Here is a 16,612-nt window from a genome sequence, read left to right on the forward strand (position 1 = left end):
AAATTCACCCAACTATCCCCCATTCTAGATCTCATGCTAAAGCGCCGGACGCGCGCTTCATTTACCCTCTTCAACAGGACTGCGCATATGACCAATCCATTACTGACGCCTTTTTTATTGCCCCCTTTCTCTGCTATCCAACCTGAACATGTCGTCCCCGCGGTCACCAAAGCGCTGGATGATTGCCGGGCGGCGGTAGAGACCGCGGTGGCGCAAGGGGCGCCGTACACCTGGGAAAATCTTTGCCAGCCGCTGGCGGAGGTGGACGACGTGCTGGGGCGCATTTTTTCCCCGGTCAGCCACCTGAACTCGGTTAAAAACAGCCCGGAACTGCGCGAAGCCTACGAACAAACCCTGCCGCTGCTCTCCGAGTACAGCACCTGGGTTGGGCAACATGAAGGTCTGTACAAAGCGTACCGCGATCTGCGTGATGGCGATCATTACGCCACCCTGAACACCGCGCAGAAAAAAGCGGTCGATAACGCGCTGCGTGATTTTGAACTTTCTGGTATTGGCCTGGAGAAAGAGCAGCAGAAACGCTATGGCGAAATCGCCGCGCGCCTGTCCGAGCTGGGCAACCAGTACAGCAACAACGTGCTCGACGCCACTATGGGTTGGACGAAGCTGGTGACCGATGAAGCCGAACTTTCCGGGATGCCGGAAAGCGCGCTGGCCGCCGCCAAAGCGCAGGCTGAAGCCAAGGAGCAGGAAGGGTATCTGCTAACGCTGGATATCCCGAGCTATCTGCCGGTGATGACTTATTGCGACAATCAAGCGCTGCGTGAAGAGCTGTATCGCGCTTACTCCACCCGCGCTTCTGACCAGGGGCCAAACGCCGGGAAGTGGGACAACAGCCCGGTGATGGCGGAAATCCTTGCCCTGCGCCACGAGCTGGCGCAGCTGCTGGGCTTCGATAGCTATGCCGATAAATCACTCGCCACCAAAATGGCGGAAAACCCGCAGCAGGTACTCGACTTCCTGACCGACCTGGCCAAACGTGCGCGTCCCCAGGGTGAGAAAGAGCTGGCCCAACTGCGCGCCTTCGCTAAAGCCGAATTTGGCGTTGATGAACTTCAGCCGTGGGATATCGCATACTACAGCGAAAAGCAGAAACAGCATCTGTACAGCATCAGCGACGAGCAGCTGCGTCCGTACTTCCCGGAAAACAAAGCCGTTAACGGCCTGTTCGAAGTGGTTCAACGTATTTATGGTATTACCGCCAAAGAGCGTACCGATGTTGACGTCTGGCATCCGGAGGTGCGTTTCTTCGAGCTGTATGACGAAAACAACGAACTGCGCGGCAGCTTCTACCTCGATCTCTACGCTCGTGAACACAAACGCGGCGGGGCGTGGATGGATGATTGCGTCGGCCAGATGCGCAAGCTTGATGGTTCGCTGCAAAAACCGGTTGCCTATCTGACCTGTAACTTTAACCGTCCGGTCAGCGGCAAACCGGCGCTGTTTACCCACGATGAAGTGATTACCCTGTTCCATGAGTTCGGCCATGGTCTGCATCATATGCTGACCCGCATCGATACCGCCGGGGTTTCCGGCATCAGCGGTGTGCCGTGGGATGCGGTCGAACTGCCGAGCCAGTTTATGGAAAACTGGTGCTGGGAGCCGGACGCGCTGGCGTTTATCTCCGGTCACTATGAAACCGGCGAGCCGTTGCCAAAAGAACTGCTGGAGAAAATGTTGGCGGCGAAAAACTACCAGGCGGCGATGTTTATCCTGCGCCAGCTGGAGTTCGGCCTTTTCGACTTCCGCCTGCATGCGGAGTTCCAGCCAGAGCAGGGGGCTAAAATCCTCGAAACGCTGGCGGAAATTAAAAAGCAAGTTGCGCTGATCCCTGGACCGTCATGGGGCCGCTTCCCGCACGCCTTCAGCCATATTTTTGCTGGTGGCTACGCAGCGGGTTACTACAGCTACCTGTGGGCCGACGTGCTGGCAGCGGACGCCTTCTCGCGCTTCGAAGAAGAGGGGATTTTCAACCGCGAAACCGGTCAGTCGTTCCTCGACAACATCCTGACCCGCGGCGGTTCTGAAGAGCCGATGACGTTGTTCAAACGCTTCCGTGGCCGCGAGCCGCAGCTGGATGCGATGCTTGAGCATTACGGTATTAAGAGTTAATCCTGTTGTGAAAATCTGTTTAATTGATGAAACGGGCGCCGGAGACGGCGCCTTATCTGTTCTTGCCGTCCGCTGGGGGCTGGAGCACGATGAAAATAACCTAATGGCGCTGGTGATGACGCCAGAGCATCTGGAACTGCGCAAACGCGATGAGCCGAAGCTTGGCGGCATTTTCGTCGATTTTGTTGGTGGGGCGATGGCCCATCGACGCAAGTTCGGCGGCGGTCGCGGTGAAGCGGTAGCGAAAGCGGTTGGTATTAAGGGCGATTACCTGCCGGATGTGGTCGATGCGACGGCGGGGCTGGGGCGCGATGCGTTCGTTCTCGCCTCTGTGGGTTGCCATGTGCGGATGCTGGAACGCAATCCGGTGGTTGCCGCGCTGCTCGACGATGGCCTGGCGCGTGGCTATGCCGATGTGGAAATTGGCCCGTGGTTGCAGGAGCGTTTGCAGCTGATTCACGCCTCCAGCCTGACGGCGCTCACTGATATTACTCCGCGTCCGCAGGTGGTTTACCTCGACCCGATGTTCCCACATAAGCAGAAAAGTGCATTGGTGAAGAAAGAGATGCGGGTGTTTCAGTCGCTGGTGGGGCCGGATTTAGATGCTGATGGCCTACTGGAACCTGCTCGTCTGTTGGCGACCAAACGCGTGGTGGTGAAGCGCCCGGATTACGCGCCGCCGCTGGCGGACGTGGCGACGCCGAATGCGGTGGCCACCAAAGGCCACCGGTTTGATATTTACGCTGGTACGCCGGAGTAAATTTGCTATGCCGTGGCGAGTTCCGGATAGCGGCGCGAGGCGCTTTATTCGGACTACCCACGGCCGACATTTTGATTCTGAGGTTTAACGCGGCCAACTATTCTGGAAAAAATCATTCTCTAATAGATAGCCTAAGTTTTCAGACTGCCACGGGCAACCGAGACATTTGCCAGGCACTTCAACTTCAATTGGTACTATGGGGTGTGTGTATATTAGCGCGAACTTTCGCCAGAGCACATTGCGCATTTTAATTTCCCGTATATCGACATAAGGGATAGTTTGATAATCATCTTTGTAATCATAAAGAAATGAAAGGGTTAGCATGATTATTTCTTTGTCGGCAAAGTACAAGACTACTGGCTTCGAGCGAATGAGACCATGAAGATATTTTCGTTCGTCGATGATCTCATTTGGCGCTATTGTGCTCAGTATCTGGCGAAGATTTTCCCTTTTAAATCCATTGTTCATGGTCATTCCTTTGATATATAAAATATTCGGCGTGTGATTTTTTTTTACTAAAACATCATGGCCATGAATGCAATTTTCTCATTTTAAGCCAAATGAATAGTACTGTTTATCTTACCATCATCAATTGCCTCATAAAGGCGGGAGGCGAAAGTTGAGTTCTGGAATTATTTTACTACAAAGATTATTCGTAATTTCATAGCAATCTTATCTTTGTATTTATTTTATTAATCATGACGCGGTTAAATACAGCGCGCAGGCGCTATGTTGCGCGCCCCGGCGGTTAACAGTTTTGTATACGGATAAGGCGTCAGCCGCAATCCGGGAATGTTTTCTTTTCCGCTAGCTCTGCCCTTCGTTAATTACCTGATATAGCGGGATCATCGCCGCGCCGCGCGAAGCGCTAAGCGCGCCCATCGACGAGGCCGCCAGCATCACTTTCGGACGATTAGGGTCGAGCTTTGTTTGCAGGCGCTGATTGAGCTCCTGCACCAGCCGGCTAATAATCGGTTTAGGCATCGCACCGCCCAGCACAATCAGCTGTGGATCAACCCACTGCACGCAGCCGAAAACAGTTTGTTCGACCTGGCCGCAGCAGCGGGCAAACCAACCCTCCAATAGCGGATGCTGACCGGCGATAAGCTCTGGTAGCTGCGCTTCTTCTAGCCCTTCATGCTCTAGCGTAGCGACCAGATCTTTATAGGATGGACGCGGCGTACCGGACGGGAACGCCATCCCTACCTCGCCCGCATTAAAGAAGCCGCCACGCAGTAGCTTATGCCCGGAAATCACCCCTGCGCCGATACCGTAGCCGAGGTCGATAAATGTCAGATCGCTATAGTCGTTCCATTCGCCGCTATACAGCTCACCAATGGCCGAGGCGTTGGCGTTGTTCTCTACCCATGTCGGCCATGGCAGGTTGTCGGCAAACGCCTGCTGGAGATCCACCTCACGCCAGCTTTCCAGCCACGCCACGCTATGGCGCTTGCGGCCATCTGCCTTCAGAAAACCCGGTACCGCATAGCCGATCCCGAAAATTCGCGCGTGCTGAAGCTGGCGCTTTTTCAGCGTCTGCTCGACCAGCATTTTAATTTGCGCGAGCGTTGAGGCCAACGGCTGGTTTTCCTGATGCGCTTCGGAAATTGAGAGCAGCTGGCGACCGCTAAGATCGACCACTGTCATATCAATAAAACCGGGACTGAACGACAGCCCGATCGCGCAGCCGCCGCCGGGATTAAGCCGCAGAGGCAGCGACGGTTGACCGCGCTGCCCGGTATTACGCTCACCTTCGACCACCAGACCGGAAAATATCAGCTCCCGGCATTGCTGAGTAATCGCGCCTGCCGTCAGGTTGGATAAGCGTGCCAGCTCCGCGCGAGTAACTGGCGCATGGCGGCGGATAAGCTCCAGCAGCAGGCGCTGCGAACCGCGCAATTCAAGGCGTTCAGGTTGGGCGTTCATCATCGTTACTGTCTTATCCTTAAAGTAATTACCGTCACAACAAGGCGGCAAATGAGCGAATCCCCGGGAGCTTACCCAGGTAAGTGACCGGGGTGAGCAAATGTAGCCAACGCCGCCGTGGCGGTAAGTACGAAGAGGATTAATCCCAGCGCAGGCCTGCCTCTTCAATCAGCCCCTGCAGATACGGAATATCATCATGACTGAGCATATCAATCAGCCCTTCACGCAGCCAGCTCATGATCTCCGGGCGACTATCATAGCCGAATTTGTGCTGGTACTGGGTCAACGGATCCATGCCGTTTTTTACTTCATGCAGGTACATCCGCACGCCCAGCCCCGCTTTTTTGTAGGCCCGCAGATCGTCAACGTGGGCAAATTCATATTCAAAACAGACACAGCTGGCATGGGACTGTTGCACCGCCGCCAACTGGTTATTGTAACGCTCCAGCGTCACCACCTGTAACGCCAGTTCCGGGATCTGCGCCTTCACCCGGTTTGTCAGTACATGATTGAAACCCAGCAACTGGATATGGCCAATCGCTTCCGGTATAGCGCGCAGTTGCTGCACCAGTACCTCGACGAACTCATCGTGGCGGCGGCGCTGTTTCACTTCAACTATCAGCCCCATATGGTTCTCTATCGCCCAGCGCAGCACGTCCGCCAGCAGTGGGATGCGAGTCCCGCTAAACGCAGGGTGATATTTCACGCCAAAGTCGCTCTCCAGCAACTGAGGATAAGTCAGTTGTTCGACGAATCCCTGTCCGGTAGAAACCCGGTCGATGCGGTGGTCATGAGTCACGACCAGTTGATTATCTGCCGTCAGGTGGATGTCTATTTCGATGCAGTGTGTACCCGCCAGGCGGGCGGCTTCAAAGGCCGGAAAGGTGTTCTCCGGCGCACAGCTGGAATACCCGCGATGACTGTTGGCCAGCACAATACCTTCTGCCGCGCGGTGAAAAGTAAACGCCATCTTCTGTTCCTCTCAATGTAAGATGGTTATTAACTTTACTACTTAAATTTAAATGTGGAAGGTGTTTTTATTTGTCATTGTATAATTTATTGTTTTGTATGTATTTAATGTGCGATTTAGATCATTTTTCAACTTTGAAGATCTACATCACATAAATTTAATGTTTAGTGTGTAAATTTAATAATCATCTTTTAGTCGATGGAAAACAGACTTATGTCAAAACTGGTTCTGGAACAGGTAACCAAAACGTTTGGTGATTTTTACGCCGCCAGAGAGATCTCGTTCTGCGCGGAAGAGGGGGAGTTCGTGACCCTACTCGGGCCGAGCGGCTGCGGCAAAACTACCCTGCTCAAAATGATTGGTGGCTTTCACCAGCCGGATAGCGGGCGGATTCTGATTGGCGATAAAACGGTTAACGCCCTGCCGCCGGAAAAGCGCAACACCGCCATGTGCTTCCAGTCCTATGCGCTGTTTCCGCACCTCAACGTGGCGCACAACATCTGCTTCGGCCTGAAGCAGAAAAAGGTCGCTATCAGCGATCAGCAAACCCGGCTGGAAGAGGCGCTAAAGCAGGTGGGGCTGGAAACTCAGCGCCTGAAAATGCCTGCCCAACTCTCCGGTGGCCAGCAGCAGCGCGTGGCGCTGGCGCGGGCGATGATCACCCGCCCGGACGTCATTCTGTTCGACGAACCCCTCTCCAACCTCGATGCCAAGCTGCGCGAAAGCGTGCGTTTTGAAATCAAAGAGTTGCAGCGTCAGTACCAGCTCACCTCGATTTACGTCACCCATGATCAGGCGGAAGCGCTGGCGATGTCGGACAAAATCGTGGTGCTGAACGGTGGCAGCGTCGAGCAAATCGGCAAGCCGGAAGAGATCTACTACCGTCCGGCAAACCGCTTTGTGGCGGACTTTATCGGTGCCGCCAATATCGATACCGCACAGGTTACGCCCGCAGAGCAGCCCGGCTATTACCGGGTGCGCTGTGGCCTGGGCGAATTCTACGTGTTTTCAGACCAGCCGCCGCAAGCAGAGCATTGCTATATCTGCTGGCGGCCTGAAGACGCGCAGTACGTCACCCAGCCACAGACGGGCGGCAATCACTTCACCCTGACGCTCGATAAAATGGCTTTTATGGGTAACCTCACCGAAGCCTGGGGCCACAACGACGGCGGGCTGTCGGTTCGTTTGCAGTTAATCAAAAAGCCGCCGGTTGCGCCGGGTGAGCGCGCCTGTTTCCACCTGGCGGAAAACGCTATCCATTTCCTGGAGCCGGTATCATGAAAAACTGGCGCAACGATCTGTTTGCCTGGCTGCTGATGACCAGCGGGCTGGGCACCATTCTGCTGCTGATGGGCTCCACCTTCTATGTGGTGGTGGTACAGAGCCTGGGCTGGTTTAACCTCGAAGGCGACAGCCACTTCTCGCTGGAATACTGGCGCAATATGTTGCAGGACGAGGTGCTGCGTAGTGCCCTGTTTTATTCAGTGAAGGTGTCGCTGCTGGGCGCGTTCGGCTCGGTGATTTTTGCGTATCCGCTGGCGCTGTGGCTGCGTAAACCGATGGCGGGCAAGGAGGGCATTATCGCGGTGCTGCGCGCGCCGATGTTCATTCCCGGCCTGGTGGCGGCGTTCCTGTTCGTCAATATCGTCGCCTATCACGGCATCATCAATGAACTGCTGCTGGCGCTGGGGATTATCAGCGAGCCGCTGCGGATGCAGAACGATGATTTTGGCTGGGGCGTGGTGCTCCTGCAAATCTGGAAAAACCTGCCTTTTGCCCTGATCCTGGTCGGCGGCGCGGTCAATGCCATTCGTAACGATGTACTGGATGCCGCCAGTAATCTCGGTGCCAGCCGCTGGCGCAGTTTTACCGGCGTGATAGTGCCGTTGACGCTGCCTGCGGTACAGGTGACGCTGATTCTGGTGTTTATCGGTGCGCTGGGTGATTTTGCCTTCTTCTCGGTGGCCGGGCCGCGCAACACTTACTCGCTGGCGCGGTTGATGCAGGCCACCGCCATGGAGTACGGCGAGTGGAATAACGCCGCCGTTATCGCGGTGATTATTATGCTGACGGCAGGGATTTGCACGTTGCTGATTGCCACCCTGATCACCCCGTTCGCCACCCGTAAAGGAGAGATCAAATGAGTCAGACTAGCAATGGTCGTCGGGTGGTGAAGATTTCGCTGATTTTCTTTATTGTCGCCAACCTGGTGTGGCTGGGGATGCCGTTTGGTATGGCGATCCTCTGGTCGCTGGTGGACCCGGCACACCCGTGGAGCTACCCGGATATCTTTCCGCCCGTGCTGTCGTTCAGCCGCTGGCTGCTGGTGTGGGAGAAAACCTCACTTTCCGAGGCGCTGTTTAACAGCTACACCATCGCGCCGGCGGTGGCCGTCGTCAGCCTGCTGCTGTCGCTGCCCACCGCGTATGCTTTTGGGCGCATGAACTTTCGTGGCAAGGCGGTGGCGGAAATGCTGACGCTGATCCCGCTGGTGATGCCGGGCATGTTGATCGGTATCTTCTTCAGCGCCATGCTGATCAACCTCAATATCGACAACGCCTTTATCAGCATTGTTATCGGCCATACCGTGCTGACGCTGCCTTATTCGATTCGCATTATGTCGGCAGGGTTTAAGGCGGTACCGCAGGATCTGATCGACGCCAGCCGCGACCTGGGCACCGGAATATGGGGCACGTTCTGCAATGCCTACCTGCCGATGCTCAAGCCGAGCTTCCTGGCGGCGCTGATTTTTTGTCTGGTGAGAAGCCTGGAAGAGTTCAGTATTTCGTACGTACTGGGCGCGCCGGATTTTATCACCGTCCCAACCATTCTTTATTCCTTCCTCGGTTACTCCTTTGTGCGTCCGGACGCGGCGGTGGTATCGATGATTCTGGTGATCCCGAACGTCATCCTGATGGTCATCATCGAGAAGCTGCTGAAGGGCAACTATTTGTCGCAATCCACGGGGAAAGCCTGACTTTTTACAGGAGAAACATAATGAAAAAAGCACTAATAATGTTGGCCGGAGGGTTACTGTGCAGCTCGCTGGCACAGGCTAATACGGATAACGCCGATCTGGTCGCCCAGGCGAAAAAAGAGGGCAGCGTGACGTTTAACGTCTGGTACCTCCAGCCGCAGTGGCGCAGCTTTGTGAAGGATTTTGAGCAGCAGTACGGCGTTAAGGTGCGCATCCCGGAAGGGAGCATCGACGGCAATATGAACAAGTTGCTGGCGGAGTCGGGCAAAGCAAAGGGTAAAATCGATGTGATCGCCCTGTCCGTGTCGCAGCTTCAGGTCACCATGGGAGCGAAATCACTGGCGAAAATCGACGACCTGCCGGGCTACGGCGAGGCGTATCACCAGATTCAGAATGTCGATACTCAGGGTTATGCGGTGGCGTTCTGGGGAAATCAGACTGGGCTGGTCTACGACCCGCAGCAGATGGGCGATCGACCGCTGCCGCAGACCATGGAAGACCTTCAGCGCTTTATCGACGCTAATCCAAAGCGGTTTGGCTATAACGATCCGAATAACGGTGGCGCGGGGGAAGCCTTTATTCAGCGCGTTGTTAAGACTCAAAGCGGCGAGTTTGACAGCGAGTCGGATACCGTTGATGCCGCAGTGGTGAAAAACTGGCAGAAAGGCTGGCAGTGGTTTGCCGCCAATAACGACAAAATTACCCGCACGGCCTCCGGCGCTGACAGCCTGACGCGCCTGAACGACGGTGAGCTGATGCTGACGCCTGCCTGGGAAGATCATCTGGTAGGGCTGCAAAAAACCGGGGCCATTACCTCACGGCTGAAATTCTACGTGCCTGAATTTGGTATGCCCGGCGGCGGTAATGTCGCGGCTATCGCCGCCAACAGTCAGCATCCGGCGGCATCGCGGCTGTTTCTTAACTGGCTGATTCAGGCCGATACACAGAAAGCGCTGAGTAAAGCCTTCGGCTCCACGCCGATGCACAAACAGGTCATCCCGGACGTGAAACGCCCCGACACCGAGGTGCAGTTTTACGGTAAGGCCTACAGTATGCAGATGAAGAAAGAGTTTGTACGCCAGGTGATGATGCAGTGAAGAATTCCCCTGCCGACCTGGCAGGGGACGATCATTTAAACAAACGGGGCTAGCGGGTCGGCAATCTCGAACGCCACCGCTTTATCGGCTTTTGGCGGATAAATCAGCTCGCTGACGATCGACATCTTGAGCTTTTTCGCGTCGGCGCGCGTTAACTTCACCTGCTGATCCCAGCCTTCGGTGTAAACAGCGCCCCACGCGCCCAGATCCAGACAGGTGACGTACATCTCCTGACGATACGGCAGCGGTTCAACGTTCAGCAGGCTTGCTGCAACATTGTTACCGGCAAATTTACCCAGCAGGATGGCGTGCTGACAGGTCATCAGCGCGTGATTGCCCTTATCATCGGTGGCGGCGTAAGCCACGTCGCCGGTGGCATAAATGTCTTCATGACCCAGCACCTGAAGATTGGCATTTACGTGCAGGCGACCCTGGCGATCGCGCGGCGCATCAATCTGTGCGGTCAGACCGTTAGCCTGAACGCCAACGGTCCATATGACCGTCTGTGATGCAATTGTCTGACCATCTTTCAGCGTCACGCCAGAGGCATTCACGCTCTCAACTTCGGAATTGACCATCCATTCTACGTTCAGCTCAGTGGAGGCCTCGGCAATCACATCGCGCAATTCCTGGCTCCAGCGAGCACCCGGCTGCGCACCACGTTCAACTACGACAACTCTGGTCTTAGCATCAGCACCGAGGATGTCACGCAGACGACCCGGTAACTCCAGCGCCATCTCAATGCCGGTGAAGCCGCCGCCGCAGACGACAACAGTATTACGCGCCTCGCTCTCTGGCTGCTTAGCCAGATCTTGCAGATGCTGCTCCAGCACGGCAGCGCTCTCAAGCTGATCGAGGTCGAAGGCGTGCTCTGCGGCACCGGCGACCATACTGCGATTCACCTGGCTGCCGCTGGCCAGAACCAGACGGTCATAGCGATGCCGGCGCGTTTCACCGTGGGTATCTTTCCAGCTCACCTCCTTGGAAGCCGGAAGGATTTTCTCAACCGTGCCGCGCAGGAAGGTAACACCGGTGACGTCGAACAGCGGTTGCAGTGGCGCAACCAGCGTCTGAACGGCGCTTTCATAAAACCGTGGGCGCACACGCAGTTCAGGCTGTGGTGCAATCACTGTAATATCAATGTCCTGCTGATTTTTATCCGCCAGACGTGCGGCGCTCAGCGCTGCCCACATACCGGCAAAGCCAGCCCCGATGATCAAAATTTGTTTACGCATCACTGTTGTTCTCGCTGTTCACTACGATTTATTTACTAGGATTATATTGATCGTAGTTAACCGGTGCAATGTCATTTGAAATATCGGGAGTGGCTTTCGTCGTGATTTTTGTTTATCTAATTGATAATTATTGATTTTAATTTTATAGCTGTCCTGCATTTTGCAATCTCTCTGGAATCAGGAGTGCGGAAAAGCTACAATAAGCTCAGATTAATTTTGGCTGAGATAAGAGCATGGCATTCTACAGTTCTGGGGTTGAGTACGGCATCCATAGCCTGATGTGTATGGTGGACAGCAAAGGCGATGCCCGCGATATGAGCGTGCGTGAGATTGCCGATCTGCAAAGTGTGCCCTACGATTACCTGGCCAAAATCTTCACCCGTCTGTCAAAGGCTGGGTTGGTGCGCAGCATTGAGGGTAAAGGCGGCGGTTTTCAGTTGGCGAAACCAGCTGAACACATTACGGTTCTCGACGTGGCAAACGCCATTGACGGTGACAAACGGATTTTTGAATGTCGCGAGATTCGCCAGCGTCTGGCGGTATTCGAAGAGCAGCCGCCGGAATGGGCCTGCGAAGGGATTTGCGGTGTGCGCTCGGTCATGGATATGGCGCAGCAGCGAATGGAAGAGGCTTTAGGCCAGCACACCATCCTCGATCTGGCGCGCAAAATGTACCGCAAAGCGCCGGATACCTTTGTGGTTGAAGTGCAGGACTGGATTGCTGCGCGAAAAGCGTAGTCAGGTAGCCCGGCCAAGCGTAGCGCCGCCGGGGACTCCCGGAGTCGGCGCTATCGCACCTCGTTCGGGCTACAGTGAAATCCAGGCCGGATAAAGCGTTAGCCGCCATCCGGCAATGCTCATTACTGTTCGCTATCCGGGGTATTAATCATCCGGTTTAGCCACGGCACCATCATCGCCATCACCACCGTTACCGCCAGCGTCACCAGACCGATTTTGCTGAAGACGTTGGTATAGATAGGCAGCGTTTGTAGCGGGTCGGTAATATTGTCCGGCACGGCGGTGAAGGTGGCGACGTAACCCCCCATCAGGAATGCGGCGGCCTGCGTCAAAAACCACATCCCGAGAATGAAGCCCATCAGATGCTGCGGTACCAGCGCGGCGACCATCGCCAGCCCCAGGGCGCTAATCAACAATTCTCCCAGGCTCTGGAACAGATAGACCAGCACGATAAACCACGGTGAAGTCAGCCCCTGCGCGTCGGCAAACCACATTCCCGCGGCGGCGGCTGTCAGAAAGCCGAGCGAGCAGAGAAACATGCCGAGCGTAAATTTCATCGGCATGGTCAGGTCTTTGCCTTTGTTACCCAAACGCGTGTAGATAGCGGCCAGAAGCGGGCTGGCAACCACCACCCAGAACGGGTTTAGCGCCTGGAAGCTCACCGGGTTAATGGCGAAACCGAGTATTTCATGATGGACGTTATTGATCGCAAAGAAGTTCAGAGAGGTCGGCATCTGCGCGTACAGAATGTAGAACAGCACGGCTTCCAGCATCAGGATAAATGCGACGAACATTTTGTTGCGCCCGGTTTTATCCAGCTTGAAGGCCTCGCGGAAGAAGAAAATCGTCACCACCAGAGAGAGGAAAATCAGCACCAGGTTGGCGATTTTAACGTTGTGCATTAGCCAGGCGCAGAGGTAAATCATGACCACCGTGCCCACCAGTACCAATAGCAGATTACGCAAATTCAGCGGCTTGTGGTCCGGCTCGGAACCAATGTCTTTCACCATTCCACGACAGGCGAAGTAGACCAACAGGGCGACGATCAGCCCCGCACCGCACAGGTTGTAGGTCACCGCGTAGCCGTACTTCTCAGCAATGACCGGTGCCAGCGATAGCGACAGCAGCGAGCCAATGTTAATCGACATATAAAACAGGGTGAACGCGCCATCCAGGCGGGCATCTTTCGGTGGGTAGCACTTAGACAGCAGGCTTGCCGGGTTGGCCTTAAACAACCCGTTCCCCACCGCAATGGTCCCCAGTGCGATAAAAATCAGGTTGGGTTTTAACAGCGACAGCCCGGTCATAAAGTAGCCAATTGCCAGCACGACCGCACCCAGAACCAGTGTGCGTTTGGTACCGAGCAGATGGTCGCCGACATAGCCGCCAATGGAAATCAGGCCATACACCAGGGCTGCGAACGCGCCGAAGGTAATAAACGCCTGTTCCTGGGAGAATCCGAGCTGTTTAACAAAGAAAACGGCCAGGATACCCTGAACGCCGTAATAGCCAAATCGCTCCCATAGCTCCACAAAGAAGATCATAAAGAATGGGCGGGGCTGTTGCAGTAAGCCTGTCGGTGCGGGTGAGTTCATCTTTCTTCGCCTTTTTATCCTGTCCGGAAAAGTATGAACGCGTATGCCAAAACGCGCTGAAAAAGTCTTATGGTGCGTAATGATGTGATTATTTTGTAAATTGATGGATTATTATATGGGTATAAAACGGTTAGATTGGTTGATCAATCTAACATTGTGCTAATTTTTTGGATTTATATTCTTTTGGTGGGTTGGCGGAGTGGAGTGCGGCGGGAACAAACAAAAACGCCCGCATATATGCGGGCGTCGGTCAGCAGGGAAAACGGTTATTCGTCTTCTTCGTCGCGTAGCGGAACAATCAGCATATCGACGTGAACGGTATTGATCAGCTGGCGAGCGGAGGACATCAGCTTGCTCCAGAAGTCCTGATGATGACCGCAAACCACCAGGTCCATATCATATTTTTTAATCGCATCAACCAGCACCTGGCCGAGGTCGCCGCTGCCGCTCAGAGTCTCAGTAATCGGGTAACCTGCGTTGGTGGACAGTTCGCTTAACGCGTGGTGTGTCTCTTCGGAAATGCGTTTCTGCATGTCGCCCAGATTGACATCAATAAGCCCGGTGTAGAGATCGGAGTAATTCACATCCACGTGGATCAGGGAAACTTTTGCATTGTAGGGACGGGCCATAGAAACGGCTTTTTCTACCAGTACTTTGCTTTCCGGGGACAGGTCTACTGCAATGAGAATGTGTTTGTAAGCCATGGTGTTACTCCTTCCATAAGTTGTCGATGACCGTTGGACCTGACAGCCAGTGCTGCCGCTTCGCCCGCGTCCTGCGTGCCACATGCGCGGGGGGTAGTCCTTAAGGACTTAATTGTAGAAGATATTTCTACCTTATAGCGCCCCTCGCGCTTCGTCAATCTACCTTGTTCAGCAAATAGTTAAACAAATATATCCGATTTATGCATTGATAACGGTTAACGTTGTGGTAAAAAAATTAACGGATCTCCTACACTATTTAATGAGCCGATCGAATAAATAAACGTGATCGGAATCGCACTCTTTTACTGTACAGTCAATTTGATATTGGGGAGCGGTAGTCCCGGAGAGATTCTCCGAGGGCGGGTCGCCGGGGAGGAGGTATGATCAGCACGATTGCGCTGTTTTGGGCCCTGTGTATCGTTTGTGTGGTGAATATGGCACGCTACTTTTCGTCACTGCGTGCATTACTGGTTGTGCTACGTGGTTGTGACCCTTTGCTCTATCAATATGTCGACGGCGGTGGTTTTTTCACGTCACATGGGCAGCCTGGCAAGCAGATGCGTCTGGTTTGGTATATTTATGCCCAGCGCTATCACGATCATCACGATGATGAGTTTATCCGTCGCTGCGAGCGGGTTCGTCGGCAGTTTATTCTCACCAGCGCGCTATGCGGCCTGGTCGTTGTGAGTATGATTGCTCTGCTTATCTGGCATTAGTCCGGTTAAAACCAAAAAAAACGGGCCAGTTTCCTGACCCGTTTACATTTTTTGCGCGTGCTATCCGCTTAGATAATCTTCAGCGAGAGCCAGTACAGCGCGCCTGACAACAGAATCGCTGCGGGCAGGGTGAGAACCCAGGCCATCAGGATATTGGTGACGGTCTTTCTTTGCAGGCCGCCGCCATCAACGAGCATGGTCCCCGCAACCGAGGAGGAGAGCACGTGGGTGGTGGAAACCGGCATACCGGTATAGCTTGCCAGACCAATCGATACGGCGGCGGTCATCTGAGCTGACATACCTTGTGCGTAGGTCATCCCTTTCTTACCGATTTTCTCGCCGATGGTGGTCGCCACGCGACGCCAGCCGATCATGGTGCCGATACCCAGCGCCAGCGCCACCGCCATAATGATCCAGATTGGCGCGTACTCGATGGTGCTCAGCATATCGGATTTCAGTTTCTTCAGCAGACGCTTATCGTCGGCATTCACTTCCGGCAGCTTCGCCACTTTATCGGTGGTATCAGAGATGCAGAGCAAAATGCGGCGCAGGTGGCTGCGCTGTTCAACGGTGAGCGTATCGTAGCTTTCGGTTCCGGTCAGCATCGTCTTCACGCGGTCAAGCGCGTTGAGCGTGTTGGCTGGATGACAGTGGAATTCACCATCGGCAGTGACGCCCGTGCCCGGGGGCGGGATGAGCTGCTCAGTACCGGTCGCTTTCTTCAACAGCTCAGGGCGATGCAGCTGGAAGAAGGTTTCCAGGTTGTTGACCGCGTCGCGGGTACGGGTGATTTCGTAACCGGAAGCGTTCATGTTGACCACGAAGCCAGCCGGAGCGACGCCGATCAGAACCAGCATCACCAGGCCAATGCCTTTCTGTCCATCGTTCGCACCGTGCGAGAACGCCACGCCAATGGCTGACAGAATCAGCGCAATACGCGTCCAGAATGGCGGTTTTTTCTTGCCGTCTCTCTTTTCACGTTCAGCAGGTGTCAGGTGGATACGAGCGCGTTTTTTGGTATTGCTCCAGTAACGACGCAGAATGAAAATCAGGCCACCCGCTACCAGCAGACCAACAATCGGCGAGATGATAAGCGAGCCAAAAATCCCCGCGACTTTCGGGAGGTTCAGCGCGTCCACGACCGAGGTGCCGGTCATCAACGCATTGGTTAAACCAATACCGATGATCGCGCCGATCAGCGTGTGCGAGCTGGAGGCCGGGAGGCCGAAATACCAGGTTCCGAGGTTCCAGATAATTGCCGCTAACAGCATGGAAAAGACCATGGCAAGGCCATGTGCTGAACCCATGTTAAGCAGCAGGTCGGTCGGTAACATATGCACGATGGCATAAGCAACGCTAAGACCGCCCAACAGAACGCCGAAGAAGTTAAAAAGGGCCGCCATCGCCACAGCAAGCTGCGACCGCATTGCGCGTGTGTAAATCACAGTTGCAACAGCGTTTGCGGTATCATGAAAACCATTGATCGCTTCGTAAAACAGCACGAAAGCAAGAGCAAGCAATAATAATAGCCCGGTATGTAAATCCAGACCGGCAAATAAATGTAGCATAGGACGTTACGCCATTTTGAGGACATGAACGCGGCGCATTATCAGTGACTTTAGCGGCGCGGGCAAAGTGAAATATAGACTTTTTTTGATTTTCTTCCTGTTTAAGTTTTACCTTGTTGGGAGTATTCCTATATCTTTCAACGATGTACGTAAATCCATTTTTTTGATGCTGGTGCGACCAGAGTGAAAAATTTACA

The 16,612-nt window shown here is 54.3% G+C and carries 15 protein-coding genes; 8 read left to right on the forward strand and 7 right to left on the reverse strand.

Annotated features, from left to right (window positions below; genetic code table 11):
• The first annotated feature begins 87 nt into the window (after positions 1 to 87).
• A complete protein-coding gene (prlC, locus tag HV213_RS01535; RefSeq protein WP_181484550.1) occupies positions 88 to 2,130 on the forward strand; it encodes an oligopeptidase A in 2,043 nt (680 codons plus the stop codon).
• 7 nt (positions 2,131 to 2,137) lie between these two features.
• Complete coding sequence (gene rsmJ / locus HV213_RS01540; protein ID WP_181484551.1) at positions 2,138 to 2,890, forward strand: 16S rRNA (guanine(1516)-N(2))-methyltransferase RsmJ; 753 nt, start codon at positions 2,138 to 2,140, stop codon at positions 2,888 to 2,890.
• Between the two features lie 84 nt (positions 2,891 to 2,974).
• On the opposite strand, the gene HV213_RS01545 is transcribed toward rsmJ, so the two are convergent.
• From HV213_RS01545 to HV213_RS01555, 3 genes are all read right to left on the reverse strand, one after another.
• Positions 2,975 to 3,358 carry a hypothetical protein gene (locus HV213_RS01545; RefSeq protein ID WP_181484552.1) on the reverse strand — a complete coding sequence of 128 codons (384 nt, stop codon included), beginning with the start codon at positions 3,356 to 3,358 and terminating at the stop codon, positions 2,975 to 2,977.
• Positions 3,359 to 3,697: 339 nt separating this feature from the next.
• Positions 3,698 to 4,816: an ROK family transcriptional regulator gene (locus HV213_RS01550; protein ID WP_181486314.1), complete on the reverse strand. Its 1,119-nt coding sequence runs from the start codon at positions 4,814 to 4,816 to the stop codon at positions 3,698 to 3,700.
• 139 nt (positions 4,817 to 4,955) lie between these two features.
• Complete coding sequence (locus tag HV213_RS01555) at positions 4,956 to 5,786, reverse strand: glycerophosphodiester phosphodiesterase (RefSeq protein ID WP_181484553.1); 831 nt, start codon at positions 5,784 to 5,786, stop codon at positions 4,956 to 4,958.
• A gap of 213 nt (positions 5,787 to 5,999) precedes the next feature.
• Here HV213_RS01555 and HV213_RS01560 point away from each other — a divergent pair, with 213 nt between their 5' ends.
• Genes HV213_RS01560 through HV213_RS01575 form a run of 4 tightly spaced genes read left to right on the forward strand, consistent with a single transcriptional unit; the run spans position 6,000 to position 9,860 of the window.
• A complete protein-coding gene (locus HV213_RS01560; RefSeq protein WP_181484554.1) occupies positions 6,000 to 7,067 on the forward strand; it encodes an ABC transporter ATP-binding protein in 1,068 nt (355 codons plus the stop codon).
• Positions 7,064 to 7,930 (forward strand): ABC transporter permease, encoded by an 867-nt coding sequence (locus HV213_RS01565; RefSeq protein WP_181484555.1) that lies wholly within the window; start codon positions 7,064 to 7,066, stop codon positions 7,928 to 7,930. The genes HV213_RS01560 and HV213_RS01565 overlap by 4 nt, the downstream gene beginning before the upstream one ends.
• Positions 7,927 to 8,763, forward strand: coding sequence for an ABC transporter permease (locus HV213_RS01570; RefSeq protein ID WP_181484556.1), 837 nt, complete (start codon positions 7,927 to 7,929; stop codon positions 8,761 to 8,763). Before HV213_RS01565 ends, HV213_RS01570 begins: the two co-directional genes overlap by 4 nt.
• Before the next feature lie 20 nt (positions 8,764 to 8,783).
• Positions 8,784 to 9,860, forward strand: a complete 1,077-nt coding sequence (locus HV213_RS01575; protein WP_181484557.1) for an extracellular solute-binding protein — start codon at positions 8,784 to 8,786, stop codon at positions 9,858 to 9,860.
• 35 nt (positions 9,861 to 9,895) lie between these two features.
• Here HV213_RS01575 and HV213_RS01580 read toward each other — a convergent pair whose 3' ends face one another.
• Complete coding sequence (locus HV213_RS01580) at positions 9,896 to 11,095, reverse strand: NAD(P)/FAD-dependent oxidoreductase (protein ID WP_181484558.1); 1,200 nt, start codon at positions 11,093 to 11,095, stop codon at positions 9,896 to 9,898.
• A gap of 233 nt (positions 11,096 to 11,328) precedes the next feature.
• Here HV213_RS01580 and HV213_RS01585 point away from each other — a divergent pair, with 233 nt between their 5' ends.
• Complete coding sequence (locus HV213_RS01585; protein WP_181484559.1) at positions 11,329 to 11,832, forward strand: RrF2 family transcriptional regulator; 504 nt, start codon at positions 11,329 to 11,331, stop codon at positions 11,830 to 11,832.
• A gap of 122 nt (positions 11,833 to 11,954) precedes the next feature.
• On the opposite strand, the gene dtpB is transcribed toward HV213_RS01585, so the two are convergent.
• Both dtpB and uspA read right to left on the reverse strand, forming a co-directional pair.
• The gene (gene dtpB / locus HV213_RS01590) at positions 11,955 to 13,427 is read right to left on the reverse strand and encodes a dipeptide/tripeptide permease DtpB (RefSeq protein ID WP_181484560.1); all 1,473 of its coding nucleotides are present in this window, start codon (positions 13,425 to 13,427) and stop codon (positions 11,955 to 11,957) included.
• 266 nt (positions 13,428 to 13,693) lie between these two features.
• Positions 13,694 to 14,131, reverse strand: coding sequence for a universal stress protein UspA (gene uspA, locus HV213_RS01595; RefSeq protein ID WP_004126268.1), 438 nt, complete (start codon positions 14,129 to 14,131; stop codon positions 13,694 to 13,696).
• 380 nt (positions 14,132 to 14,511) lie between these two features.
• On the opposite strand from uspA, the gene uspB reads away from it, so the two are divergent.
• On the forward strand, positions 14,512 to 14,847 hold the full coding sequence (gene uspB, locus HV213_RS01600; RefSeq protein WP_181484561.1) for a universal stress protein UspB: 336 nt from the start codon (positions 14,512 to 14,514) through the stop codon (positions 14,845 to 14,847).
• Between the two features lie 68 nt (positions 14,848 to 14,915).
• On the opposite strand, the gene pitA is transcribed toward uspB, so the two are convergent.
• Entirely contained in the window at positions 14,916 to 16,415 is a 1,500-nt protein-coding gene (gene pitA / locus HV213_RS01605) for an inorganic phosphate transporter PitA (RefSeq protein WP_181484562.1), read from the reverse strand.
• Positions 16,416 to 16,612: the final 197 nt, after the last annotated feature.

The organism is Klebsiella sp. RHBSTW-00484, from assembly GCF_013705725.1.
Lineage (GTDB): Bacteria > Pseudomonadota > Gammaproteobacteria > Enterobacterales > Enterobacteriaceae > Klebsiella.

Coding starts and splice junctions, on each gene's coding strand:
- prlC (WP_181484550.1), top strand. CDS start 88: ATGACCAATCCATTACTGACGCCTTTTTTATTGCCCCCTTTCTCTGCT.
- HV213_RS01545 (WP_181484552.1), bottom strand. CDS start 3,358: ATGAACAATGGATTTAAAAGGGAAAATCTTCGCCAGATACTGAGCACA.
- HV213_RS01550 (WP_181486314.1), bottom strand. CDS start 4,816: ATGAACGCCCAACCTGAACGCCTTGAATTGCGCGGTTCGCAGCGCCTG.
- HV213_RS01555 (WP_181484553.1), bottom strand. CDS start 5,786: ATGGCGTTTACTTTTCACCGCGCGGCAGAAGGTATTGTGCTGGCCAAC.
- HV213_RS01560 (WP_181484554.1), top strand. CDS start 6,000: ATGTCAAAACTGGTTCTGGAACAGGTAACCAAAACGTTTGGTGATTTT.
- HV213_RS01565 (WP_181484555.1), top strand. CDS start 7,064: ATGAAAAACTGGCGCAACGATCTGTTTGCCTGGCTGCTGATGACCAGC.
- HV213_RS01570 (WP_181484556.1), top strand. CDS start 7,927: ATGAGTCAGACTAGCAATGGTCGTCGGGTGGTGAAGATTTCGCTGATT.
- HV213_RS01575 (WP_181484557.1), top strand. CDS start 8,784: ATGAAAAAAGCACTAATAATGTTGGCCGGAGGGTTACTGTGCAGCTCG.
- HV213_RS01580 (WP_181484558.1), bottom strand. CDS start 11,095: ATGCGTAAACAAATTTTGATCATCGGGGCTGGCTTTGCCGGTATGTGG.
- HV213_RS01585 (WP_181484559.1), top strand. CDS start 11,329: ATGGCATTCTACAGTTCTGGGGTTGAGTACGGCATCCATAGCCTGATG.
- dtpB (WP_181484560.1), bottom strand. CDS start 13,427: ATGAACTCACCCGCACCGACAGGCTTACTGCAACAGCCCCGCCCATTC.
- uspA (WP_004126268.1), bottom strand. CDS start 14,131: ATGGCTTACAAACACATTCTCATTGCAGTAGACCTGTCCCCGGAAAGC.
- uspB (WP_181484561.1), top strand. CDS start 14,512: ATGATCAGCACGATTGCGCTGTTTTGGGCCCTGTGTATCGTTTGTGTG.
- pitA (WP_181484562.1), bottom strand. CDS start 16,415: ATGCTACATTTATTTGCCGGTCTGGATTTACATACCGGGCTATTATTA.